This window comes from Nocardia sp. CA-290969 (assembly GCF_050936135.1).
Classification (GTDB): Bacteria; Actinomycetota; Actinomycetes; order Mycobacteriales; family Mycobacteriaceae; genus Nocardia.
Map to the genome: position 1 here is coordinate 5,631,443 of NZ_JBNJNJ010000001.1, position 23,548 is coordinate 5,654,990.

A 23,548-nucleotide genomic window follows, 5' to 3' on the forward strand; every position below is an offset into this window, starting at 1 on the left:
AACCACCGCCTTCCAGTCAGAATGGTAAGTTCGGGTACCCGAATTATCAAGTTCGTGTGACGAAACCGGATCGGCCGGGAAAACAAAACCGCCCCCGTGCCGGGCACAGGGGCGGTTCCGGTGGCAACGCCGGGTCAGCGCGCGAACAGCAGCGCGCGTTTGACTTCCTGGATCGCCTTGGTGACCTCGATCCCGCGCGGGCAGGCGTCGGTGCAGTTGAAGGTGGTGCGGCAGCGCCACACCCCGTCGACCTCGTTGAGGATGTCCAGCCGCTCCCGGGCGCCCTCGTCACGGCTGTCGAATATGAAGCGGTGCGCGTTCACGATCGCGGCCGGGCCGAAGTAGCTGCCGTCGTGCCAGTACACCGGGCACGAGGTGGTGCAGCAGGCACACAGGATGCATTTGGTGGTGTCGTCGAACCGGGCGCGGTCGGCCTGGCTCTGGATCCGCTCGAAGGTCGGCTCGTTACCGGAGGTGATCAGGTACGGCTTCACCGCCCGGAACGCGTCGAAGAACGGTTCCATATCGACGACCAGGTCCTTCTCCACCGGCAGGCCGCGGATCGGCTCGACGGAGATGGTGACCGGCTTACCGTTCTTCGGCAGCATGTCCTTCATCAGGACCTTGCAGGCCAGCCGGTTCACCCCGTTGATCCGCATCGCGTCCGAACCGCACACACCGTGCGCGCAGGAGCGCCGGAAGGTGAGCGTGCCGTCCAGGTAGGACTTGATGTAGATGAGGATGTTCAGGAACCGGTCGGTCGGCAGCGCCGGCACCTGGAACGACTCCCAGTGCTGGCCCTGCCCGTCCTCCGGGTTGAACCGCGCCACCTTGACGGTGATCATGGTCGAGCCCTCGGGCACCGGCGCCGGGTTCGCGGCTGCGGGCTTCTCGGCTACAGCGGTCATCAGTACTTACGCTCCATCGGCTCGTAACGGGTCTGCACCACCGGCTTGAAGTCCAGCCGGATATCCGAGAGGAGATCCGCGCCTTCCTTGTAGGCCATCGTGTGCCGCATGAAGTTCACGTCGTCGCGGTCCGGGTAGTCCTCGCGGGCGTGACCACCACGCGACTCCTTGCGGTTGAGCGCGCCGACCACCGTGACTTCGGCCAGCTCCAGCAGGAAGCCCAGTTCCAGGGCTTCGAGCAGATCACTGTTGTAGCGTTTGCCCTTGTCCTGCACCGTGATCCGGGCGTAGCGCTCCTTGAGCGCGTGGATATCGGTGAGGGCCTGCTTGAGCGTGTCCTCGGTGCGGAAGACCGAGGCGTTGTTGTCCATCGACCGCTGCAGTTCGGTGCGGATATCGGCGACCCGCTCGTTACCGTGGTCGGACAGGATCAGCGACAGCCATTCCTGCACCATCTGCGCCGGGTTCTCCGGCATCTCGACGAATTCGGCGCGCTGGGCGTATTCGGCGGCGGCGATACCGGCGCGGCGGCCGAACACATTGATATCGAGCAGCGAGTTGGTGCCGAGGCGGTTGGCGCCGTGCACGGAGACACAGGCGCATTCACCGGCGGCGTACAGGCCGGGCACGATATCGGTGTTGTTGCGCAGCACCTCGCCCTGGATGCGGGTGGGGATACCGCCCATCACGTAGTGACAGGTCGGGAAGACCGGCACCAGTTCCTTCACCGGGTCCACACCCAGGTAGGTGCGGGCGAACTCGGTGATATCGGGCAGTTTCTCCTCGAGCACGTCCTCGCCGAGGTGGGTCACGTCGATGTAGACGTAATCCTTGTTCGGTCCGGCGCCGCGGCCCTCGAGCACCTCGAGCACCATCGAGCGGGCGACGATATCGCGCGGCGCGAGGTCCTTGATGGTGGGCGCGTAGCGTTCCATGAACCGCTCGCCGTCCACGTTGCGCAGGATGCCTCCCTCACCGCGGACGGCTTCGGAGATCAGGATGCCGAGGCCGGCCAGACCCGTCGGATGGAACTGGTGGAATTCCATATCCTCGAGCGGCAGGCCCTTGCGGAACACGATCGCCATACCGTCGCCGGTGAGCGTATGCGCGTTGGAGGTGGTCTTGTACATCCGGCCGGAGCCGCCGGTGGCGAAGACGATCGACTTGGCGTGGAACACGTGCAGTTCGCCGGTGGCCAGCTCGTAGGCGACCACACCGGTGGCGACCGGGCCCCGCTCGGTATCGGTCATCACCAGGTCGAGCACGTAGAACTCGTTGTAGAACTCCACGTCGTGCTTGACGCAGTTCTGGTACAGCGTCTGCAGGATCATGTGACCGGTGCGGTCGGCGGCGTAACACGCGCGGCGCACGGGAGCTTTGCCGTGGTCACGGGTGTGCCCGCCGAACCGGCGCTGGTCGATCTTGCCTTCGGGCGTCCGGTTGAACGGCAGGCCCATCTTCTCCAGGTCCAGCACCGCGTCGATGGCCTCTTTGGCCATGATCTCCGCCGCGTCCTGGTCGACCAGGTAGTCGCCACCCTTGACCGTGTCGAAGGTGTGCCACTCCCAGTTGTCCTCTTCGACGTTGGCCAGGGCCGCGCACATACCGCCCTGGGCCGCGCCGGTGTGGCTGCGGGTGGGGTACAGCTTGGTCAGCACCGCGGTGCGCGCCCGGGGGCCGGCCTCGATGGCCGCCCGCATACCGGCGCCACCCGCACCGACGATCACGACGTCGTAGCGGTGCTCCTGAACAGGCCGAGACTCAACAGTTGCGCTGGTTCGTTCGCTGCTCTCACTCATGCGAGGGGGCCGTTCCTAACTGATGTTGGGGTCGAAGGTGAAGATGACGTAGGTGCCCACGCCCATGATCAGGATCATCGACAGCACCAGCAGCGTGTTCAGCCAGAACCGGGTCGAATCCTTGCGCGAGTAGTCGGCGATCACGGTGCGCAGACCGTTACCGCCGTGCAGCTGCGCCAGCCACAGCATGGCCAGATCCCAGATCTGCCAGAACGGGCTCGACCACCGGCCGGCGACGAACGCGAAGTTCAGCCGCTTCACTCCACCGTCGAGCAGCAGCATGATCGCCATATGGCCGAGGACCAGCACGATCAGCGCGACACCGGAGAACCGCATGAACAGCCACGCGTACTTCTCGAAGTTGCCGCTGGCACGGCCCCGGGGCGAACGCGGCAGATCCAGGCTGGCCGGACGATCGTAGGACTTACCGAGAACAGGTGCAGACATGGCTCAGTGCTCCGTCAACAGTAGGTAGAACATGCGGCCGATCGAGGGCACCATGAGCACCACCAGCAGGCCGATGATGCCCCACAGCATCTGCTTCTGGTAGCGCGGTCCGTTGGACCAGAAGTCCACCAGGATCACCCGCACACCGTTGAGCGCGTGGAACAGCACGCAGAAGACCAGGCCCATTTCCATGAGCGCGACGATCGGGGTCTTGTAGATCGCGATCGCGTCGTCGTACATTTCGGGACTCACCCGGACCAGCGCGGTGTCCAGGACGTGCACGAAAAGGAAGAAGAAGACCGTGACACCGGTGATCCGGTGCAGGGCCCAGGACCACATTCCGGGGTCGCCTCGGTACAGCGTTTTGCGCTTCGGCTGAGCCGGAGCTTCTATCGTGGCCATAGAGTCTCGGTGCCTCCAACATCGTTGATGGACCCGGTCACAGATCCCGGCACCGGTGCGGCGGGGCCGGAATTCGGTGACGCACCAGCCGGATGTGACAGGGCCCTATCCCGGGGCCGCGGTCGCTGGGCTCGCCGCCGCCGAACGTGTAACCGATCTGTTCTGGACTCTAATCCCCTCACATTCGGGGAACTAATTCGGCGTGCCGCGCGTTGCGCCTGGATCACACAGGTTAGGGTTACCTTTGTTCGGTCGCTACGGGGTTATGCGACGGGTCAGGCACGCCCGCACGACCTGGCGTATCGAATACTCGACTCGACGCGGCAGCACCGGTAAAGCATTGCGCCACAAGTCATTTCGCCCAATTTCGACACCCGCGACAGCGCCGCGGGAAAGGCCGCCGATTTCCGGTTGCGACGAATGCTCTCAATGCCCGGGTCGCCATTGTGCGCGGGGGCAATGTGCAAAATGTCTCAGTCGAATAGGCCCAAGTTACTCAACAGTAGCGGACGGATCCGGGTGCGGTGGAAGTTCCGCGAAAACCCGCGCGCCCCGAACCTCCGTCCCGGCACCGGGCCGGTGCCGGGCTGTGCGGAGGTCTCCACCCAGCCCGGTACCGAGGACGGCCCCGCAGCGTGCCGGCGAAACCTCAGTCGCCCTCGACGATCGCCTCGACCCGCAACCGCACCGCTTCGTCGTTGAACACCGTATTCACGACATCCCCGGTGACATGCCCCAGCAGGGCCTGGCTCGCCGCCGCGCTCTCCGGATACCTGCCCACCGCCGGATCGGCGTCGTAATCGGGCACGATCTGATACTCCAGCCGCACTTCGACCTGGTCGAACGCATTGAGCTTGGACAACAACAGCTTCGAATAGACCATCACGATGAGGAACCTCGGAAGCGTCATTCGGTACCTTCCTGGCGACCACGAGGCCGGGCCGGACGGCCCGGCACCCTACTTATCTCCGAACTCGGCACCGTGTTTCACCGCACCGGAGAAGTGAAGATGTACGGGAGAACCGGGCCGTTCGAGCACACCGACCACGGGAGCACCTATGGAAATCGACTGGGACGAGCTGCGGGCCGCGGCCTATGCGGCGATGGGAAAGGCCTACGCGCCCTACTCGCGGTTCCCGGTGGGGGCGGCGAGCTGGGACGGGGAGGCGATCTCGACCGGCTGCAATGTGGAGAACGCGTCCTACGGGCTGGGCTTGTGCGCGGAATGCGTCCTGGCCGGTAATCAACGTATCCGGTCGGGCGCCCGGCTGATCGCGGTCTCGGTGTGCGATTCGCGGGGGGCGATCCTGCTGCCCTGTGGTCGCTGCCGGCAGGTGCTGTACGAGTTCGGCGGGAAAGAACTGCTGGTCGACCATCCCGCAGGACCTGTCCCACTCGGAGAGCTGCTGCGCGACGCCTTCGGACCGGACGATCTCGCCGCGGGCCGTACCTGAACCCGGGGTCGGCGTGCGCCGGGCGTGTGCGGCGTGGGGTGCGCCGCGGAATCCGGCGGAACCGGAATCCCGGCGCCACCCGACGGGTTGGTTCGGGTATGACAGTTCCCCTCTCCGTTCTCGACCTTGCCGCCGTCGCCGCCGACGGATCCCATCGGCAGGCGCTGGCCGATACCCTGACCGTCGCCCGCGAAGCCGAGCGACTGGGGTTCCGCCGGTTCTGGGTGGCCGAGCACCACGGCATGCCGGGGATCGCGAGTTCGGCGCCGCCGGTACTGATCGCCGCCGTGGCGGCGGCGACCGAGCGGATCCGGGTGGGGTCGGGCGGGGTGATGCTGCCCAATCACGCGGCGCTGGTGGTGGCCGAACAGTTCGGCACCCTGGTCGCGCTGTACGGGGACCGGATCGATCTGGGCCTGGGCCGGGCGGCCGGAACCGATCCGCTGATTTCGGCCACCATCCGGCGCGGCGCCGCCGCCGAGGCCGTGGAGGATTTCCCGAAGCAGGTGGTGGAGCTGCTCGCCTACTTCGGCACCATCCCGCCGCTGCGGGGCGGGCAGGGCGACCGGATCCGGGCGATTCCGGGCGAAGGCGATCCCCCGGAGATGTGGCTGCTCGGTTCCAGCGATTTCAGTGCCCGGCTCGCCGCCATGATGGGTCTGCCGTTCGCGTTCGCGCATCATTTCGCGGGCGGGCGCACCACTCCCCTGGTGTTCGAGCTGTACCGGCGCGAGTTCCGGCCCTCGGAGGTGCTGAGCGAACCGCGCTCGATGCTGGCGGTGGCGACGGTGGTCGCCGATACCGAGGCCGAAGCCCGCCGCCGCACGCTGCCGCAGAGCCTGGTCCAGCTGCGGATGCGCACCGGCCAGTTGCCGCAGCGCATCCCGACGCTGGAGGAGGCCGAGGCGCACCCGTGGTCGGACGCCGAGAACGCGTTCGTCGACGACCGCAACGCCGACCAGGCGGTGGGCACCCGCGAGCAGGTGCTCGACCGGCTCGACACGCTGGTGAAGGAAACCGGTGCGGACGAGATCATCGTCGCCCCCACCGGCCCGACCGTAGAGCACCGCCTCGAAACCTTGCGCGCCCTCCAGGAATGAGCGCGCAGTAGCGTCCGCGATCAAGAACGCCGGGGCGGCTCTCGTCCACCGCGCACACAACCGATCGACCGTGCGGCGCCGGGTTTCGTCACATGCTGCCAGGGTGACGGCGTGCCGAGCCGGCTCCGCGAGGTATCGCTGCACGCCGGATTGCCCGGCCGGGAGCCGCCGCGTGGTGATGTCATCGATCCGACGCCGCGGAAGGCGAGGTGTCCGGGCCGGCCGAGCGGTAGTTCACGACCTCTCGCACGCCGTACCTACCGGGCTCCGCCGAGCGGACCGCACCGCGAGCGACGACGAAAGAGCCCGGCTCCCCCGAAACCCACCGGCAACCGGACTCCGGCCTTTCGTCGACAGCGCTGCGAGACTGGGGACGTGACGGCATACGACGCGATATCGATCATCCGGGCCAAACGCGATGGCGGCGAACTCTCCGACGAGCAGATCGATTGGGCCATAAACGCTTTCACTCACGGCGCGATGGCCGACGAGCAGATGTCGGCGCTGGCGATGGCGATCGTGCTCCGCGGGATGAGTCGCCGGGAAACCGCCCGCTGGACCCGGGCCATGATCGACTCGGGCCGGCGGCTGGATTTCACCGATCTTCCCCGGCCCACGGTGGACAAGCACTCCACCGGCGGCGTCGGGGACAAGATCACCCTGCCGCTGGCACCGCTGGTGGCGGCCTGCGGCGCGGCCGTACCCCAACTGTCGGGCCGCGGCCTCGGTTACACCGGCGGGACCCTGGACAAACTCGAATCCATCCCCGGCTGGCGCGCCGATATCGCCCCGGACCGGATGCGGGAAATTCTCACCGACCCGGCCGCGGGCGCCGTGGTATGTGCCGCGGGCGCCGATCTCGCCCCCGCGGACAAACGGCTCTACGCGCTGCGCGACACCACGGGCACGGTCGAATCGATTCCGCTGATCGCCAGTTCGATCATGAGCAAGAAGATCGCCGAGGGCACTGCCGCGCTGGTCCTCGATGTGAAGGTCGGCACCGGAGCCTTCATGCCGACCCACGCCGAGGCGCACGCACTGGCCACCACCATGGTCGAGTTGGGTGCCGACGCAGGCGTGCGCACGGTCGCACTGCTGACGGCGATGGACACACCGCTGGGACGCACCGCGGGAAACGCGCTCGAAGTCGCCGAAGCGATCGAAGTCCTGGCGGGCGGCGGCCCGGCCGATGTGGTGGAACTGACCCTGGCGCTGGCCCGCGAGATGGTCGCGCTGGCCGGACTCGACACCGATCCGGCACAGGCTCTCGCCGGCGGCCGGGCAATGGACCACTGGCGCACCATGATCCGCGCCCAGGGCGGCGATCCGGACGCCCCACTGCCCACCGCCACGCACACCGAAACCCTCTCCGCCCCCGGCTCCGGCACCGTGACCCGCCTCGACGCCCGCGCGGTCGGCATCGCCGCCTGGCGGCTGGGAGCCGGGCGCGCCCGGCAGGGCGACCCGGTCCAAGCGGGCGCCGGTGTACAGCTGCATGCGACCGTCGGCGACCGGGTGACCACCGGTCAACCGCTGCTCACCCTGCACACCGATACACCGCACGCACTGCCCGGCGCCGTGGAGGCGCTGGCGGAGGCGGTCACGATCGGTCCACAACCCCCGCGCAACAACCCCCGTGGCGTTGTGATCCTGGATCGGGTGAGCGCGGCCCGCGGTTGAACTCGGGGTGAGCGGGAGCCGAAGAGGTGGGACCTTTCGGAGCGTACGGCTGCCCGGCCCGGGATTCGGCGATACCGTCGAGACATGACCGGACCCATGCCGCTGGATCTCGCTTCCCTGCGCCGCGCGCCCAAGGCGCTGCTACACGATCACCTCGACGGCGGTCTGCGGCCCGCGACGGTTCTCGAACTGGCCCGCGACTGCGGCTACGACCAGCTCCCCGCCGACGACGCCGACTCGCTGGCGCACTGGTTCCGCAACGCCGCCGACAGCGGCTCGCTGGAGCGCTACCTGGAAACCTTCACCCATACCGTCGCGGTGATGCAGACGCCGGAGGGACTGCACCGGGTGGCCCGGGAATGCGCCGAGGATCTGGCCGCCGACGGCGTGGTCTACGCCGAGGTCCGGTTCGCTCCCGAACAACACCTGGAACGCGACCTCACTCTCGACGAAGTGGTCGAACACGTCCTCGCCGGATTCGCCGCCGGGGAGGCGGCCGCCGCGGCCGCCGGGCAGCCGATCGTGGTGCGCTGTCTGCTGACCGCCATGCGGCATGCCGCACGCTCGCGGGAGATCGCGGAACTGGCGGTGCGCTTCCGGGATCGCGGGGTGTGCGGTTTCGATATCGCGGGCGCGGAGGCCGGCTACCCGCCCACCCGGCACCTGGACGCGTTCGAGTACATGCGGGTGAACAACGCCCACTTCACGATTCACGCGGGTGAGGCGTTCGGGTTGCCGTCCATCCACGAGGCGCTGGCGTTCTGCGGTTGCGACCGGCTGGGTCACGGGGTGCGGATCGTCGACGATATCGAGGTGCGCGGCGCGATCGAGGACGCCCGGCTGGGCCGGCTCGCCCAATACGTGCGCGATACCCGGGTGCCGCTGGAACTGTGTCCTTCGTCGAATGTCCAGACAGGGGCGGTACCCGCGCTGGACAAGCACCCGTTCGACCTGCTCGCCCGGCTGCGTTTCCGGGTCACGGTGAACACCGACAACCGGCTGATGAGCGATACCAGTATGAGCCGGGAAATGCTGAAACTGCATCAGGCCTTCGGCTACGGCTGGAGTGATCTGGAACGGTTCACCATCAATGCGATGAAATCGGCGTTCATCCCGTTCCCGGAGCGGCTGCGGATCATCGACGACATCATCAAACCGGGGTACGCGGTTCTCCTCGGGTGAGGGGAGGCGCGACACTCCGAACCGGCTGACCTGCACTTACCCGCCGTATCCGGCGTGACCGGCAGGGTGGGAGCCCGGCGGCGTCAGCATCGGCGGCCGAGAACTTCTAGGCTCTTCCCCGATGTACACCACCGAGCTCCAGCGCACCGCCCGCCGTTTCGGCTCGGTGCTCACCGCCGCGGTTCTCGCGGCCGGTCCGATGATCACCGGCGGACCCGCGATCGCGCAGCCTCCGCCACCGCCCACCCCGTTCGCGACTCCGGTCACCGATACCTGCCCGCAGAAAACCCAGCCGCCGCCCGCCATCGATTCCTCCGAAGTTCCCGAACCCGGGCAGCAGGCCCCCACCCCGCTGCCCGTCCCGGATCCACCGATCGGCGGCAAACGCCTCGGCGAATGCGGTGTGGTCCTGCCGACGGGTGCGCCCGCGGTACCGCCGGATATCTCCGCGACCGCGTGGATGGTGTCCGATCTGGACACCGGCGCGGTGCTGGCCGCCAAGGATCCGCACGGCCGGTACCGCCCCGCGAGCACCATCAAGGTGCTGCTCGCGACCGTCGCGTTGCGCACACTCGATCTGGACAAGGTCGTGGTCGGCACCCAGGCCGATGCCGATGTGGAGGGCACCAGGGTCGGGATCGGCCCGGGTGGCCGGTACACCAACCGCCAGCTGCTGCACGGCCTGGTGATGGCGTCGGGTAACGACGCCGCGCATGCGATCGCCGCGCAACTCGGCGGCGACGAGGCCGCGGTCGCGAAGATGAACGATCTCGCGCAGGCTCTGCACGCCTACGACACGCGCGCCGCGACCCCGTCCGGCCTGGACGGACCGGGGATGAGCACCTCGGCCTACGATCTGTCGCTGCTGTTCCGCGAGGCCATGTCGATTCCGCTGTTCGCGCAGATGATCGGCACCGAACAACTCGATTTCCCCGGCTACCCGCCCGATCCGCGGATCCCGGGCGATCAAGACCACCCCGGTTTCCCGATCGCGAACGACAACGGCCTGCTCTACAACTATCCGGGAGCGCTGGGCGGTAAAACCGGTTTCACCGACGACGCCCGGCAGACCTTCGTCGCGGCGGCCGAACGCGACGGGCGGCGGCTGGTCGTCACCCTGCTGCAGGCCGATGTGCTGCCGATCCGGCCATGGGAACAGGCCGCCCGGCTGCTCGACTACGGTTTCGTGCTCGGCCCGGCCGCGAAGGTCGGCGATATCCCCGGTGACGAGGCCGAATCCGGTTCCGGGGCGCCCGCGTTGGCCGCGCCACCCGGCGACGGCGATATCGCGTATTCGGCGCAGCCCGCGTCCGAAAGTGCCTACGAGGAGCTCTGGATGTTCCTCATGGTCGCCGGGTTGATCCTGGTCCCGATCCTGCTGGTCGGCACCTGGCACGTGCGTACTCGGCGACACTGAGGACAGGCGGTGCCGGACAGCGATTCTCGGATGGGCAGCGACAACCGCGCCGGCTACCGCGTTCCGCGCCGGCCCCGCCGCAACCGGGTGACCCCCAGGGTCGCGAGCGCACCCGCGCCGAACAACGCTGCCGCCCCGCCGATTCCGGGTCGTCCGGCCGTCTGCACCCGCGGCCGGATCACCGCGGGTTCCGGTACCGGCACCGAGGCGAGTCGCTCGTTCTCCCGCGCCGTCGCCGCCCACGCGGTGGCGAACAGGATGATCCGGTACACCACATAGCTGAACACCATGATGCCGATCACCGACCCGAACGCCGCGCCCGCCGGACTGCTCAGCACCGACCGCATGTAGATACCGGCGATGTTCTTGAACACCTCGAACGCGAGCGCCGCGAGCACCGCCGCCTTCGCGGCGCTGCGCAAGGTCACCGGCTCCCGGGGCAACCGGGCGATGATCCACGCGAACAACGCCCACGAGGCGACCAGCGCGAGCACGGTCGACAACAGCCACAGCAGCCACCGCGACCCCGGCATCTCCTCGAGCCCGAGCAGCTGGAGCACCTGCACGCCGAGCCTGCTCGACGCCAGCACCGACAATCCGAGAGAAATCGCCAGCGCCAGGAAGAGCCCCAGCAACGCCAGCAGATCGGAGAGTTTGGTGCGGAACCAGTTGTCCTCGTTCGATTTCTGTTCCCACTGCTCGGTGAGCGCCTTACGCAGGTTCGCCATCCAGCCGAGCCCGGAGTACAGCCCGGTCAGCAGGCCGAGGACACCGACCGCACCGCGGGAACCCACGGCCTGATCGATCAGATCGTTGAGCTGGGTGCCCATCTCCCCCGGGATGTTCTCGACGACCTTGTCCTGTAGCTCCCGCAGCAACTCCTCGTTGCCGGCCAGCACGAAACCGGCGATGGCGAACGCGATCATCAGCAGCGGGAAAAGGGACAGCACGGTGAAGTACGTGATGCCCGCGGCGTAGTAGTCACCACGCTGGTCCTGATATCTGCCGGCGGCGCGAACCATATGGTCCAGCCAGGGCCGCTGCCCGATCATCCGCTGGACGGCGGCTTTACCGTTGTCGATCACCTGCACTGTCTGCGCCCCTCATCGCCAACGCGCACCGGCCTCGACCGTTCAGCGAGCCAGGAACCCGACCCGGTCGTAGACCTGTGCGAGAGTGTTGCCGGCGATCTCGCGCGCACGCTCGGCTCCTGCGGCGAGAATGCGATCGAGTTCGCCCTGATCCGCCATGTACTCTTCCACTTTCGCCCGCAACGGCGCGACAAATCCGGTCAGTGCGTCGGCGACATCGGCTTTCAGATCGCCGTAGCCGCGGCCGGCGTAGTCCTTCTCCAGGGTCACGATGGGGGTCTCGGTGAGCGCCGACAGGATCACCAGCAGGTTGCTGACCCCCGGTTTGTTCTCCACGTCGTAGCGGATCTCGCGTTCGGTATCGGTGACCGCCGAGCGCACCTTCTTCGCGCTCACCTTCGGGTCGTCGAGCAGGTTGATCAGGCCCGCGTCCGAACTCGCCGATTTACTCATCTTGGCGGTGGGATCCTGCAGGTCGTAGATCTTCGCGGTGCCCTTGACGATATGGGCCTCCGGGACCACGAACGTCTTCTTGAACCGGGTGTTGAACCGCTGCGCGAGATTGCGGGTGAGCTCGAGATGCTGGCGCTGATCCTCCCCCACGGGCACCTGATGCGGCCGGTAGAGCAGGATATCGGCGGCCATCAGCACCGGGTAGGTGAACAACCCGACGGTGGTGTTGTCCGCGCCCTGCTTCACCGATTTGTCCTTGAACTGGGTCATCCGGCTCGCCTCACCGAACCCGGTGATACAGCTCAGCACCCATGCCAGTTCCGCGTGCTCGGGCACCTGCGACTGCACGAACAGGGTGGAGCGCGCCGGGTCGATACCCAGCGCGAACAGCTGCGCCGCCGCGACCCGAGTGCGTTTGCGCAGTTCCTTCGGCTCCTGCGCCACGGTGATGGCGTGCATATCCGGGATGAAGTACAGCGCGTCGTAATCGTCCTGCAGCGTCACCCAGTACTGCAGGGCACCGAGATAGTTCCCGAGATGGAACGAGGCACTCGTCGGCTGGATACCGGACAGCACCCGCTGTTTACGCTCCCCGGCGGCCGGGGTCTGGGCAGGACTGGACATGCCCCGATCTTCGCATGTGGCTCGAGCGGAATTTCGCTCTACCCGCATCCATTGGGCGTGAGCGGGGGCCCTGCGTGGTCACGCTGCGCTACCGCCTCCGGGCCTGACCCGCTCACGCCAGGGGCGCGGGTCGATGGCCGGCATGCTCCGCTTTCCGGCCCGGGCCAGCTCCTGCTCCTGCTTGGTGATCAGCTTGTACACCGGCGCACTGGGCCCGTTCAACGCGGTTTTCACCGGCCGCGGCACCAGCCACGACGGCACACTGTGCGCATTGCGCACCGACTGCGCCAGCCCGCGGTAGGCGAGCTCGTCGGCGCGTTTCCACTCGATCCCGTACATCCGCCGGATCCGCTCCGGCAGGCTGCCCTGCACCAGCAGGTAGTACGCCGAACTCACCTGCCGCGCCGGCAGCGGCTGCGGGTACGGCACCACATGCCCGCTCAGATAGTTGCCGACCTTGCGCGCCTCGTCGGTGAGGAACAGCTCGTCGGAGGCGAGGTAGCCGTCGAAGTACTCCCGGAACGCCCGGTAATCGGCCGGCGCGGCCGCGCGCGGCATCCCGAACAGCTCCCCCCAGCGCACATAGTCCTGGTACAGCCCCTCCCGCTCCCCGTCGCCGAGCCGCCGGACCAGCAGGTCGTACATGACCTCCGCCGAGTCGAAGGTGAACGCCATCGTCATGAAGCTCAGCTGCGGGTCGTAGGCCGAATACGCCGTTCCCGCCGGATGATGTGCGCCCGCATCCTCCGGTAGCCGCCCCACCACCTTCTTGTGCTTCTTCCCGGTGAACTCGAGCGCCCGGTCGGCCTCTTCTTTCGTCCCGAAGAACACCGCTTCGAACAGCTTCCCGGTGAGCGCCAGCCGGGTGTAGGGCGTATCCCGGTGCTCGGTGGATTCGGCCGTCCCCACATAGAGCAGTGGGTGGACCGCCCCGATCACCAGCGCCCGCAGCCCGTACGTGAGCCCGACAGCCCGTTTGCGCATCACCCGCCGGATCATCGAATCGTCGGCAAAGTACCCCGTATCCATGGCCATCTCAGCCTCCCGGTCCTGCTCGGCATCGAGCCCTGCGCGCCCGCGCATCTGGAAATAGCATCCACCAGTTCACTACTTCTGGCAAGACTCACCACCAAATAACCGGCCACGACTCCGCCGGGTTCCCCGCCCACACCCCGGAGTTGCCGACCCGCCATCATTTAGGGATGGCAGCGCAACGCACGTACGGCGGTTTGTCCGCGGAGGAACGGCGGGCCCAGCGGCGGGCCGCGCTCCTCGATGCGGCGCTGGAGATCATCGGCACCCAGGGCCTGGACAAGCTGACCGTGTCGGGGATGTGCACCCAGGCCGGGTTGAACGAGCGCTACTACTACGAGAGCTTCGGCAGCCGAGACGATGTGCTGACCGCCCTGGTGGACAGCATCGCCGAGGAGCTGGTCCTGGCGATCACCACGGCAGCCCACACCGCGACCGGCGACTCCCGCGCCAAAGCGCACGCCGCGATCACCGCCGGAATCCATCTGCTCACCGACGACCCCCGCAAAACGGAGGTGACCATGGTCGCCGCCATGGCCACCCCGCAGCTGCGCGCCCGCACCACCGAAACCATCCGCGTCTTCGCCCGCCTGGTGGCCAGCGAAGGGATCGAGTACTACGGCGTCACCACCCCGGCACCCGACCCGGTCATCGATTTCCGCGCCACCTACCTGGTCGGCGGCCTGGTCCAAACCCTCACCAGCTGGGTCCGTGGCGACCTACCGATCAGCCGGGACACCCTGATCGACTACACCACCGACGTCTTCGTCCTCCTCGGTGAGGATTTTGCGCACCGGACAGAGGCGAGGTACACCGCCGAAGAGCAGTGAGGGCCGCACCGAGCGTGCGGGATGGCTTCGGCGGCGTGGACTCCGGGTTCCCGGCCGCTCCCGGACGGCCGGTTCGTGGCGCTCACAAATGGATCGGCACTGCTGCCAATCCCTCCGGCCCGCCCTGCAGGACCACCCGGAAGAGCAGGTTGAGCCGCTGCCAGACAGTCGAATAGTCGTCGATCGCCTCTGCGAACCATTCCCGCTCGTGCGGTTCCGCGGCCAGCAGCTCACCCGCGTCGCGGATCGCGAGAAGGTACCCGCTACCCGGGTGATCGGCGGTATCGAAGAGATCCCACATACATTCGTCGAACGAGTCCTTGTTCGGCCGGAAGAAGTACGGGAACTGCAGCGCGGCGGCAAATTCGTCGTAGAGCGCGCCGAGGGTACGCATGCGCGTCCCGCGCAGTTCGAATACCCGATACCCCATGGACTCCGCCTGGAACCGGACCCCGCTGAACTCGGCCGCGTCCACAGCCACCGTGCCGATGGCGGTGAGGGCTTCGTCGCGCGGCCGGAGCTCCGTATCGTAGGACAGCGACAGGAAATCCCTGAGCGCCGGCGTTCCCGGCATCACCGCATCCTCGTGAAGGTGTCGTAGTGGTCGCCGGTGTACCAGGCCGAACCGTCGTTGCCGGTGACGATGCGTTCGGCGTCGCGAGACTGTCCGGGTTTCTTCGGGTTCACGTCCCATTCCCGGTAGGTGATCTTTTTCCCGGACTCGTCGGTCGCCGGGAGCCGGCCCTCGCGGTTGCGGAAGGTTTCGCCGCCCTTCGTTCCGGGCGCGTTCGCCGAATCCGGCCAGCGGCCCGCGTCGATCTCGGCGAGCGTGGTGTAGGCCCGCTCCGGCACCCCGGAGACCCGTGAAGCCACCGGCGAATCGGTGGCCCCGCCCGGCGAAACCGAGGCACTCACGGTCGAGGAAGCCGCCGCGGCTCTGGACAGCGAGGCCGCCGGTGAGCCCTCGTCACCACTGCCCTGAGTGCTCAGGAAGGCGACCACGATCGCCACCACGGCCGCACCGGCCGCCGACAGGATCTTCAGGATTTTCGCGCGCACAGTACTCCCCTTTTATCGATACTGGACGGTCACCGGAGCATGGTCGGACCAGCGCTCGGCATAGGTCGCGGCACGTTCGACCACGGCCTGTTTCGCCCGCTCGGCCGCCTCCGGCGTCGCCAGGTGGTAATCGATGCGCCACCCGGTGTCGTTGTCGAACGCGCGCCCACGATACGACCACCAGCTGAACGGACCATCCCCCTCCGGATGAAGTTCTCGCACCACATCCACGTACCCGGCGGCGAGTTGCCGGTCGAGCCAGGCCCGTTCGGCGGGCAGGAAACCGGATTTCTTCAGGTTGCCCTTCCAGTTCTTCAGGTCCCGTTCGGTATGCGCGATATTCCAGTCACCGGCGATGACGAATGCTCCGGTGCGGGTGGACATCCGCGCGGCCAGCTCGTCGAGGAACCGGTATTTCTCGTCCTGCCGGGGCGTTTCCGCCTCACCGGTGTGCACGTAGACGCTGGCCACGGTCACATCGTCGAATTCGACCTCGATATACCTACCGGTGGAAACGAATTCACTGTCCGGTTCGATCCCCACCCGCACCGACCGCATCGGCCGCCGCGACAGCACCCCCACCCCCGCACGGCCTTTCGCACCGGGCTCGGCATGCGCGAGCTGCCAGCCCTCGGCGAGCGCCGGAGCGAGCGCGGCCGCGATCTGGGTGTCGTCGGCACGCGTCTCCTGCAGGCAGACGATATCGGCCTCGGTCCGGCTCAACCAGGCCAGCAAACCCTTGCCTGCCGCGGCCCGGACGCCGTTGACATTGACGGTGGAGAGGATGTATGGCACAGGTCGACAGTACAAGGGCACGTCGCGACCGCCCGCTGGCGCCCGACGGACCTTCCGGCGGAAGTTCCCAGGCCGGGGAAGATTCGATAATCGTTGTGTGCTGACAATATCTCTCCGGGCGAATGCGAACTGCCGATGAGCCCTCCCAGCACCAAGAAAATGGGCGATCTACACGAGCTGCCCGCCTGCGCCCCGGAGGGGTTGAAGGCACTTTTCGTGACGGCCGAGGGAGTTGTCCAGAAACAGATCGAGCTGCTGGGTTCGGGCACGCCATCCCAAGCCCCCGATATGTGGCAGCTGCTGCACAACGAGGGAGTCTCCGATCCGGACGGCCAGGCGGAAATACTCGACCGTTACAGCGAGCACAAAAACGACGTGAACCGGGTCAAGTCCGATTACGACCGGCAGGACAACGGTATTACCGTGCGAACCAGCGGGATCGGCAAGGCGGTCACGGATGCCTACGATGCTGTCGACACATCGGTCGGCGAACTCAACGAAAAGATCGATGCCGCCCACGGCTCGGTATACACCGTGACCGACGAGAACGGCGACCCGGTGCGGGATGCGCAGGGCAACCCACAGCAGGCACTGCCCAGTACCGTCGTCAGCGGTCTCTTCACGGCGCTCTGGGATACGGTCAACACAACGTATGAGCAGGTGAGCGGCGTTTCGGACCGCGCGGCAGCCGAGGCGCTCGGTATCGAACTCGACGACCCGACACATCCCCGCAGTATCAGCCCCGCGGCATCGGGCCCGCTGTTGCCGTCCATCGCTCCGAATTCGCCCGCCTCATCGGCGGCCAACGACGGTGTGGAGTACGTCGCCGCCGCGACCGACGCCGACTACGCCGCTTATACCGGAAGCAAGGATGTGAAGGCAGCCATCGACGGCGCTCTGGACGCACTGGGTATACACGACCCGCAGGCTCGGGAGAACTGGACGCGTGGATATCTCGTACTGATCGAGCGGGAGTCCGGTGGCGATCCCAATGCCATCAACAACTGGGATTCGAATGCCGCTTCGGGACAGCATTCACGGGGCCTCTGCCAGACGATTCCGGCAACCTTCGAGTCATACCATGTGACCGGAACGTCCAATAATATCTACGATCCTGTCGCGAATGTCGCGGCCAGTATGAACTACGTCATGGATCGATACGATGTTGCCAAGGACGGAAGCAATCTGCAGTCCGCGGTCCAGCAAACCAACCCGGCAGCCTCCCCGAAGGGCTACTGACCGCGTTCGGCGGAGGCCTGCCTATGGAGACCGGCGGTCGCCCTCCCGGTTCGGCCGACAGTGCGGATTTCTTTCCCGCCCGACCGTAGAATGACAGGTCACCGCTACTTGCCAGGAAGGGGTGACGACATCGATGTCAGGCACCTCCGCAACCACAGCACCCGAGCCCGTCACCGCCCTGCATCTGGGCTCCGGCGAACCGCTGCTCCTCCTGCACGGCGTCCTGCTCTCCCCGCATTGCTGGGAACGGACCGCCGCCCTGCTGGCCGCCCGGTGCGAGGTTTTCGCGCCGGCGCTGGGCGGGCACTGGGGTGGGCCGGAATTTCCGGGCGGTCATTATTCCGCCGCCACCCTGGCCGACCGGGTCGAGGAACAATTGGACGATATGGGCTGGCGAACCTGCCATATCGCCGGTAATTCGCTGGGCGGCTGGGTCGGGTTCGAACTGGCGCGCCGGGGACGGGCCCGCACACTCACCGCGATCGCCCCGGCCGGTGGCTGGAAAACCCCGTCGGTGACGCAGTTCCGTGCCGCCGCCAAGATTGCGCCGATGATCCCGATCACCGAGCTTCTCCGGCAGCTCGGCAGCTCCCCGGTCGACCACCGGCTCGTGCGCTGGGTGATGGCCCATCTGCTCACCAAGAACACCCGTGCAGTCTCCCGCGCGGATATCTCGGCCGTGATCCTGGCGGCACTGCACTGCCCCGCGCTGACCGCGCTGACCGTCGGCACCTTGCGGGGGCCGTCCCTGGGGAATATGTCCGACCTCGACACCCCGGTCCGGGTGATCCTGGCCGACTCCGATCGCGTCCTGCCGGCCACGGCGCACGGCCGGCGGTTCCTGCGTGAACTGCCCGAGTCGGCGGACCGCATCATGCTGAACCGGGCCGGGCATGTGCCCATGCTGGAGGACCCCGAACGGATCGCCAACCTCGTCGCCGAACACATCTACGCCAGCCGCGACCATTTGCGAGCTGTGTAATCGGCCCTGTGTTTTTGGTGCCGCCTCCGGCGGCACGTGGTTTTGGCCCCCTTGGTCCCTGCTGTCAGCACTCGACACTCGCGGCTGCGCCGCATCGCATCGAGCGCTGACAGCAGGGACGGACCAAAACCTCCAAGGGCCTCGTAAGACTCGGCACCGCCGTGGTCCCGTTCGGTTCCCGGGTTATGTTGAACCTCTCGGGGCCTCGTAAGACCCGCCCCGCCGCTGGGCACGCCCGGAGTGGACGTTGGCCCAACCGGCAGGTAAGTCCGGACGGCGGCTAACCGGTAGGTCGCTCCGGACGGCGGCTCAGAGGGCGAGGAGGCCTTTTGCTACGTGGGTGACCTGGATTTCGTTGCTGCCGGCGTAGATCATCAGCGATTTGGCGTCGCGGGCCAGTTGTTCCACCCGGTATTCCGACATGTAGCCGTTGCCGCCGAAGAGCTGCACGGCCTCCATCGCGACCTCGGTCGCCGCCTCCGAGGAGTACAGCTTCACCGCGGATGCCTCCGAAAGGCTCAGCGGTTTACCGGCTTTCCCGCGCTCGATGATGTTGAAGACCATGTTCTGCACATTGATCCGGGCCACCTCCATCTTCGCCAGCTTGAGCTGGATGAGCTGGAAACGGCCGATCTCCTGACCCCACAACTTGCGGTTGCGGGCGTATTCGGTGCACAGCCGCAGGCATTCGTTGATCACGCCGAGCGCCATGAAACCGATCCCGACGCGTTCGGCCACGAAACTGGATTTGGCGCTTTCCCGGCCGTCACCGCCGCGGTGTTCCTCGGTTTCGCCGAGCAGCCGGTCGCGGCTCAGGCGGACGTTGTCGAAGAACAGTTCGCCGGTGGGCGAGGCGTGCAGACCCATTTTCTTGAACGGTTTGCCCTGGACGAGGCCTTCCATACCCTTGTCGAGCACGAAGGTGAGCACCTTGCGGTCGCGCGCCGGGGTGCCGTCGCCTTCGTCGAGTTTGGCGTAGACGACCAGGGTGTCGGCGAAGGGGCCGTTGGTGATGAAGGTTTTCTGGCCGTTGAGGATGTAGTCCTCGCCGTCGCGGCGGACGTAGGTTTTCATGCCGCCGAAGGCGTCCGACCCGGAATCGGGTTCGGTGATGGCCCAGCACGCGATTTTGCGGAGGCTCACGATATCGGGCACCCACCGCTCCTGCTGGGCGAGCGTGCCGCGGGAGAGGATGGTGGCGCCACCGAGCCCGGTGCTCACCCCGAGGGAGCTGCACAGACCCATACAGACTCCGGAGAGCTCGCTGGTGAGCACGGCCATCATGGTCTGCTGATCGAACCCGCCACCGGACGAATCCCTGTCCTCCGCGGCCGGCTTCTCCGCACCTTCCGCCGCCGCGCGTTTGGCGGCGAGCTGCTTGTTCAGCGCTTCCTCGGCCATGGCGCCGATACCGAAGTCCGCGTAGAGCTTGCGCAGCACCGGGTAGGGCAGCATTTCCCCGCTGTCCAGCGCGTCGAGGTGGGGCCGCACCTCTTTGTCGATGAAGGTCCGGACAGCGTCGCGGACCATCAGATCGGTATCGGACCATTCGAACATCGGCGTCCTCCGTGCAGCAGCATTACGGCGTAAATCAGTGAGCAGACCCCGACGGATCCACCTTGTTGACAGCCTGCCAGTTCCGCCGCCTGTTCGCTGAGCTTTCTGTGTTTAATTGCGGCGCCTGCGGCGCCGCGGGGTTTGGCCCCCTTGGTCCCTGCTTTCCGCACTCGACACTCGCGGCTTCGCCGCCTCGCATCGAGCACGGAAAGCAGGGACGGGCCAAACCCTCTCAGGGCCTCGCTGAACTCGGCGCCGCCGTGGGCGCGTGTGGGACAGAAGTGGGCCGAACCCCAGGGGTTTCGGTGGCGCTGACGCTGCGCGGCGCGGCGCGGTCGGCGCCCGATGGTTCGCTGCCTCCGCGCGTGACGCGTTCGAGTCGCGGCCAAATCGCGCTCGGTCGAAGGCGGAGCAAACAAACACCAAAACCCCGAGAACACAGCCCTGTTCTCGGGGTTTCGGGGCGCTCCGGCTCCACGCTCCGGGTGCCGGAGCACGCCGGGACCGTGGGGCCGTGGGTTGTCAGCGCAGTGCGCGGGCCAGGTTCGCGTCGAGCGCGGCGAGGAATTCCTCGGTGGTGAGGTAGCCCTGGTCGCCGCCGACCAGCAGCGCGAGGTCCTTGGTCATCTGGCCGCCCTCGACGGTCTTGATGACCACATCCTCGAGGGTCTGCGCGAAACCGATCACCTCGGGGGTGTTGTCCAGTTTGCCGCGATGCTCGAGGCCACGGGTCCAGGCGAAGATCGACGCGATCGGGTTGGTCGAGGTCGGCTTGCCCTGCTGATGCTGCCGGTAGTGCCGGGTGACCGTACCGTGCGCGGCCTCGGCCTCACAGGTCCGGCCGTCCGGGGTGAGCAGCACGGAGGTCATCAGGCCGAGCGAACCGAAGCCCTGCGCGACGGTATCGGACTGCACATCGCCGTCGTAGTTCTTGCAGGCCCAGACGTAGCCGCCCTCCCATTTCATGGAGGAGGCGACCATATCGTCGATCAGCCGGTGCTCGTAGGTGAGGCCGGCCGCCTCGAACTGGGTCTTGAACTCGGCGTCGAACACCTCCTGGAAGGTGTCCTTGAACATGCCGTCGTACGCCTTGAGGATGGTGTTCTTGGTCGACATGTAGACCGGGTAGTTCTGCTGCAGCCCGTAGTTGAACGAGGCGCGCGCGAAGTCCTCGATGGACTTCTTGAAGTTGTACATACCCATGATGACGCCGCCCTCTTCCGGCATCTTCACGACCTCGTGCACGATCGGCTCGCTGCCGTCTTCGGGGGTGAAGGTGAGGGTGACGGTGCCGGCCTGGAAGGCCTTGAAGTCGGTGGCGCGGTACTGGTCACCGAAGGCGTGACGGCCGATGATGATCGGCTTGGTCCAGCCGGGGACCAGGCGCGGAACGTTGGAGATGATGATCGGCGCGCGGAAGATGGTGCCGCCGAGAATGTTGCGGATGGTGCCGTTGGGCGACCGCCACATCTTCTTGAGCCCGAATTCCTCGACGCGGGCCTCGTCCGGGGTGATCGTCGCGCATTTCACGCCGACGCCGTGTTCTTTGATGGCATTGGCGGCGTCCACGGTGACCTGGTCGTCGGTCTTGTCGCGGTACTCGATGCCGAGGTCGTAGTACTCGAGATTCACGTCGAGGTACGGGTGGATCAGCTTGTCCTTGATGAACTGCCAGATGATCCGGGTCATCTCGTCGCCGTCGAGTTCTACGACGGTACCTTCAACCTTGATCTTGGACATGGATCTTCGTGTCCTCCTAAGACTGGTGCCCTCATTGCACGGCCAGGCGAACACGCTTGTGAGCGGACCCCAGCTGTTCAACAGACAACGTATACATCCCGCGTTGTCCACGGGACGTCTGGTGTAACCAAGACGAGCGTACTGCTTCGGGTTGTCTCACGGTGCAGCCAGCCCCGGTCGTGAGATCTCACAGGGTGAATCTCGCCACAAGATTACCTGGTGGCGGCGTATGCGGATTTCGATCCCACCCGACGCCCCGCTACCATATTGAGCAGGTCATGAGCGCCAGCGCCAAGCCCCGGCTCGCTGGCCGGCAACCCTCCTGCTGCGGTGGGGTGCTCCGGGTGATGACCGGGCTTCCGAAAGCCGGGAGCAAGCGCATGTCAGGAGGTCGCCGTTATGTGCCGGTGCTGGTCGCCTCGGGCCCGGCACTCGCAGCGTCGCGGCGAGCAACCCCCAATTTTTCTGGAGCACGATATGACCGATGGCAGTATCCCCCGCGCCGTGTTTTCGGCGTCGCCTCCGGCGCCGCAGGTCCGGAGCCGGATTGATGCAGCCCGGGTATTGCCGGGTTGTACGACCGAGCGTGTGGAAGCGCTCGCGTGACGGTGGGAACCGAACAGACAGCGGCGGTGCCCATGGTGCAGCTTCCCCCGGCAGACGGCACCCTCGGCGTGATCGATATCGGCGACCTGACACTGGAGAACGGCGCGCAGCTGCCGGCGGTCCACTTGGCCGTGCAGCGCTGGGGCGAACTGTCGCCGGCCAAGGACAATGTGGTGCTCATCGAGCACGCGCTCACCGGCGACTCCCACGTGGTGGGTGAACCGGACGCCGACCATCCCCAACCGGGCTGGTGGAACGGGATGATCGGGCCGGGCGCGCCGATCGACACCGACGACTGGTGTGTTGTCGCCACCAACGTGCTCGGCGGCTGCCAGGGCAGCACCGGCCCCGCGTCCCCGGCGCCGGACGGCGCCCCGTGGGGGTCGCGCTTCCCGGAGATCTCCATCCGCGACCAGGTCACCGCCGAACTTCGACTGTTCGATGTGCTCGGCATCGACCGGCTGGCCGCGGCGGTCGGCGGGTCGATGGGCGGTATGCGGGTGCTGGAGTGGATGCTCTGCGCCCCCGAGCGCATCGCCTCGGCGCTGGTCCTCGCGGTCGGCCCGCGCGCCACCGCGGACCAGATCGGTACACAGAGCACCCAGATCGCCGCCATCACCGGCGACCCCGACTGGCAGGGCGGCGACTATCACGGCACCGGCCGGGCGCCGATGGCCGGCATGGGTATCGCGCGGCGGATCGCGCATCTCACCTACCGCACCGAGGTCGAGCTGGACAGCCGGTTCGCCAACAGCCCGCAGGCCGGTGAGGATCCGTGGGACGGCGGCCGTTACGCGGTGCAGAGCTATCTCGAGTACCAGGCCGAGAAACTGTGCAAACGGTTCGATCCGGCTACGTATGTGCTGTTGAGCGAGGCGATGAACCGCCACGATATCGGCCGCGGCCGCGGCGGGATCGCGGCGGCGATGGCGCACAGCGAGGTGCCGTGCATCGTGGGCGGTATCGATTCCGACCGGCTCTACCCGCTGCACACCCAGCAGGAACTGGCCGAGGGGCTGGCGGGCTGCCGGCATTTCGAGGTCATCTCCTCACGCGACGGCCACGACGGATTCCTCACCGAGGCCGAAACCATCGGGAAGCTGCTGGTCCAGACGATGGATCTGGCCCGCGAACACCGCTGAGGCGGCCGG

At 67.0% G+C, this 23,548-nt stretch carries 22 protein-coding genes and 1 riboswitch; of the genes, 9 read left to right on the forward strand and 13 right to left on the reverse strand.

Annotated features, from left to right (window positions below):
* Positions 1 to 134: 134 nt before the first annotated feature.
* The 5 genes from ACQEVO_RS25770 to ACQEVO_RS25790 all read right to left on the reverse strand — a co-directional run bounded on the left by ACQEVO_RS25770 (position 135) and on the right by ACQEVO_RS25790 (position 4,466).
* Complete coding sequence (locus ACQEVO_RS25770) at positions 135 to 908, reverse strand: succinate dehydrogenase iron-sulfur subunit (protein ID WP_195055256.1); 774 nt, start codon at positions 906 to 908, stop codon at positions 135 to 137.
* Complete coding sequence (gene sdhA / locus ACQEVO_RS25775; protein WP_432918113.1) at positions 908 to 2,707, reverse strand: succinate dehydrogenase flavoprotein subunit; 1,800 nt, start codon at positions 2,705 to 2,707, stop codon at positions 908 to 910. Before sdhA ends, ACQEVO_RS25770 begins: the two co-directional genes overlap by 1 nt.
* 15 nt (positions 2,708 to 2,722) lie before the next feature.
* A complete protein-coding gene (locus ACQEVO_RS25780) occupies positions 2,723 to 3,154 on the reverse strand; it encodes a succinate dehydrogenase hydrophobic membrane anchor subunit (protein WP_432918116.1) in 432 nt (143 codons plus the stop codon).
* 3 nt (positions 3,155 to 3,157) lie between these two features.
* Complete coding sequence (sdhC, locus tag ACQEVO_RS25785) at positions 3,158 to 3,556, reverse strand: succinate dehydrogenase, cytochrome b556 subunit (RefSeq protein ID WP_432918118.1); 399 nt, start codon at positions 3,554 to 3,556, stop codon at positions 3,158 to 3,160.
* 649 nt (positions 3,557 to 4,205) lie between these two features.
* Positions 4,206 to 4,466 (reverse strand): hypothetical protein, encoded by a 261-nt coding sequence (locus ACQEVO_RS25790; RefSeq protein WP_432918120.1) that lies wholly within the window; start codon positions 4,464 to 4,466, stop codon positions 4,206 to 4,208.
* A gap of 148 nt (positions 4,467 to 4,614) precedes the next feature.
* Between ACQEVO_RS25790 and ACQEVO_RS25795 the strand changes: the two genes are divergently transcribed.
* The 5 genes from ACQEVO_RS25795 (at position 4,615) to ACQEVO_RS25815 (ending at position 10,389) form a co-directional block, all read left to right on the forward strand.
* Positions 4,615 to 5,010: a cytidine deaminase gene (locus ACQEVO_RS25795; RefSeq protein WP_432918122.1), complete on the forward strand. Its 396-nt coding sequence runs from the start codon at positions 4,615 to 4,617 to the stop codon at positions 5,008 to 5,010.
* Between the two features lie 98 nt (positions 5,011 to 5,108).
* Positions 5,109 to 6,110 carry an LLM class flavin-dependent oxidoreductase gene (locus ACQEVO_RS25800; protein ID WP_432918125.1) on the forward strand — a complete coding sequence of 334 codons (1,002 nt, stop codon included), beginning with the start codon at positions 5,109 to 5,111 and terminating at the stop codon, positions 6,108 to 6,110.
* Between the two features lie 375 nt (positions 6,111 to 6,485).
* Positions 6,486 to 7,790: a thymidine phosphorylase gene (locus ACQEVO_RS25805; RefSeq protein ID WP_432918127.1), complete on the forward strand. Its 1,305-nt coding sequence runs from the start codon at positions 6,486 to 6,488 to the stop codon at positions 7,788 to 7,790.
* Positions 7,791 to 7,874: 84 nt separating this feature from the next.
* Positions 7,875 to 8,972 (forward strand): adenosine deaminase, encoded by a 1,098-nt coding sequence (locus ACQEVO_RS25810; protein ID WP_432918130.1) that lies wholly within the window; start codon positions 7,875 to 7,877, stop codon positions 8,970 to 8,972.
* A 121-nt stretch (positions 8,973 to 9,093) separates the two neighbouring features.
* A complete protein-coding gene (locus tag ACQEVO_RS25815) occupies positions 9,094 to 10,389 on the forward strand; it encodes a D-alanyl-D-alanine carboxypeptidase family protein (RefSeq protein ID WP_432918133.1) in 1,296 nt (431 codons plus the stop codon).
* Positions 10,390 to 10,442: 53 nt separating this feature from the next.
* Here the strand turns inward: ACQEVO_RS25815 and yhjD are convergent, their stop codons facing one another.
* The 3 genes from yhjD to ACQEVO_RS25830 all read right to left on the reverse strand — a co-directional run bounded on the left by yhjD (position 10,443) and on the right by ACQEVO_RS25830 (position 13,640).
* On the reverse strand, positions 10,443 to 11,480 hold the full coding sequence (gene yhjD, locus ACQEVO_RS25820; protein ID WP_432918136.1) for an inner membrane protein YhjD: 1,038 nt from the start codon (positions 11,478 to 11,480) through the stop codon (positions 10,443 to 10,445).
* Between the two features lie 42 nt (positions 11,481 to 11,522).
* Positions 11,523 to 12,557 carry a tryptophan--tRNA ligase gene (gene trpS, locus ACQEVO_RS25825; protein ID WP_432918139.1) on the reverse strand — a complete coding sequence of 345 codons (1,035 nt, stop codon included), beginning with the start codon at positions 12,555 to 12,557 and terminating at the stop codon, positions 11,523 to 11,525.
* 78 nt (positions 12,558 to 12,635) lie between these two features.
* Positions 12,636 to 13,640, reverse strand: coding sequence for an oxygenase MpaB family protein (locus tag ACQEVO_RS25830; RefSeq protein ID WP_432918142.1), 1,005 nt, complete (start codon positions 13,638 to 13,640; stop codon positions 12,636 to 12,638).
* 119 nt (positions 13,641 to 13,759) lie between these two features.
* On the opposite strand from ACQEVO_RS25830, the gene ACQEVO_RS25835 reads away from it, so the two are divergent.
* Positions 13,760 to 14,419: a TetR/AcrR family transcriptional regulator gene (locus ACQEVO_RS25835; protein WP_432918144.1), complete on the forward strand. Its 660-nt coding sequence runs from the start codon at positions 13,760 to 13,762 to the stop codon at positions 14,417 to 14,419.
* An 82-nt stretch (positions 14,420 to 14,501) separates the two neighbouring features.
* On the opposite strand, the gene ACQEVO_RS25840 is transcribed toward ACQEVO_RS25835, so the two are convergent.
* Genes ACQEVO_RS25840 through ACQEVO_RS25850 form a run of 3 tightly spaced genes read right to left on the reverse strand, consistent with a single transcriptional unit; the run spans position 14,502 to position 16,273 of the window.
* Positions 14,502 to 14,993 (reverse strand): barstar family protein, encoded by a 492-nt coding sequence (locus tag ACQEVO_RS25840; protein ID WP_432918147.1) that lies wholly within the window; start codon positions 14,991 to 14,993, stop codon positions 14,502 to 14,504.
* Complete coding sequence (locus ACQEVO_RS25845) at positions 14,993 to 15,478, reverse strand: ribonuclease domain-containing protein (RefSeq protein WP_432918150.1); 486 nt, start codon at positions 15,476 to 15,478, stop codon at positions 14,993 to 14,995. The genes ACQEVO_RS25840 and ACQEVO_RS25845 overlap by 1 nt, the downstream gene beginning before the upstream one ends.
* Positions 15,479 to 15,490: 12 nt before the next feature.
* Positions 15,491 to 16,273, reverse strand: a complete 783-nt coding sequence (locus ACQEVO_RS25850) for an exodeoxyribonuclease III (protein WP_432918152.1) — start codon at positions 16,271 to 16,273, stop codon at positions 15,491 to 15,493.
* A gap of 288 nt (positions 16,274 to 16,561) precedes the next feature.
* On the opposite strand from ACQEVO_RS25850, the gene ACQEVO_RS25855 reads away from it, so the two are divergent.
* On the forward strand, positions 16,562 to 17,512 hold the full coding sequence (locus ACQEVO_RS25855) for a transglycosylase SLT domain-containing protein (protein WP_432918156.1): 951 nt from the start codon (positions 16,562 to 16,564) through the stop codon (positions 17,510 to 17,512).
* Between the two features lie 133 nt (positions 17,513 to 17,645).
* A complete protein-coding gene (locus ACQEVO_RS25860; RefSeq protein ID WP_432918159.1) occupies positions 17,646 to 18,494 on the forward strand; it encodes an alpha/beta fold hydrolase in 849 nt (282 codons plus the stop codon).
* Positions 18,495 to 18,803: 309 nt separating this feature from the next.
* Here ACQEVO_RS25860 and ACQEVO_RS25865 read toward each other — a convergent pair whose 3' ends face one another.
* Both ACQEVO_RS25865 and ACQEVO_RS25870 read right to left on the reverse strand, forming a co-directional pair.
* Positions 18,804 to 20,051: an acyl-CoA dehydrogenase family protein gene (locus tag ACQEVO_RS25865; protein WP_432918162.1), complete on the reverse strand. Its 1,248-nt coding sequence runs from the start codon at positions 20,049 to 20,051 to the stop codon at positions 18,804 to 18,806.
* A 522-nt stretch (positions 20,052 to 20,573) separates the two neighbouring features.
* Positions 20,574 to 21,791 carry an NADP-dependent isocitrate dehydrogenase gene (locus ACQEVO_RS25870; protein ID WP_432918165.1) on the reverse strand — a complete coding sequence of 406 codons (1,218 nt, stop codon included), beginning with the start codon at positions 21,789 to 21,791 and terminating at the stop codon, positions 20,574 to 20,576.
* A 274-nt stretch (positions 21,792 to 22,065) separates the two neighbouring features.
* Positions 22,066 to 22,176, forward strand: a riboswitch (SAM riboswitch).
* A gap of 253 nt (positions 22,177 to 22,429) precedes the next feature.
* Here ACQEVO_RS25870 and metX point away from each other — a divergent pair.
* Positions 22,430 to 23,539, forward strand: coding sequence for a homoserine O-acetyltransferase MetX (metX, locus tag ACQEVO_RS25875; protein ID WP_432922997.1), 1,110 nt, complete (start codon positions 22,430 to 22,432; stop codon positions 23,537 to 23,539).
* Positions 23,540 to 23,548: the final 9 nt, after the last annotated feature.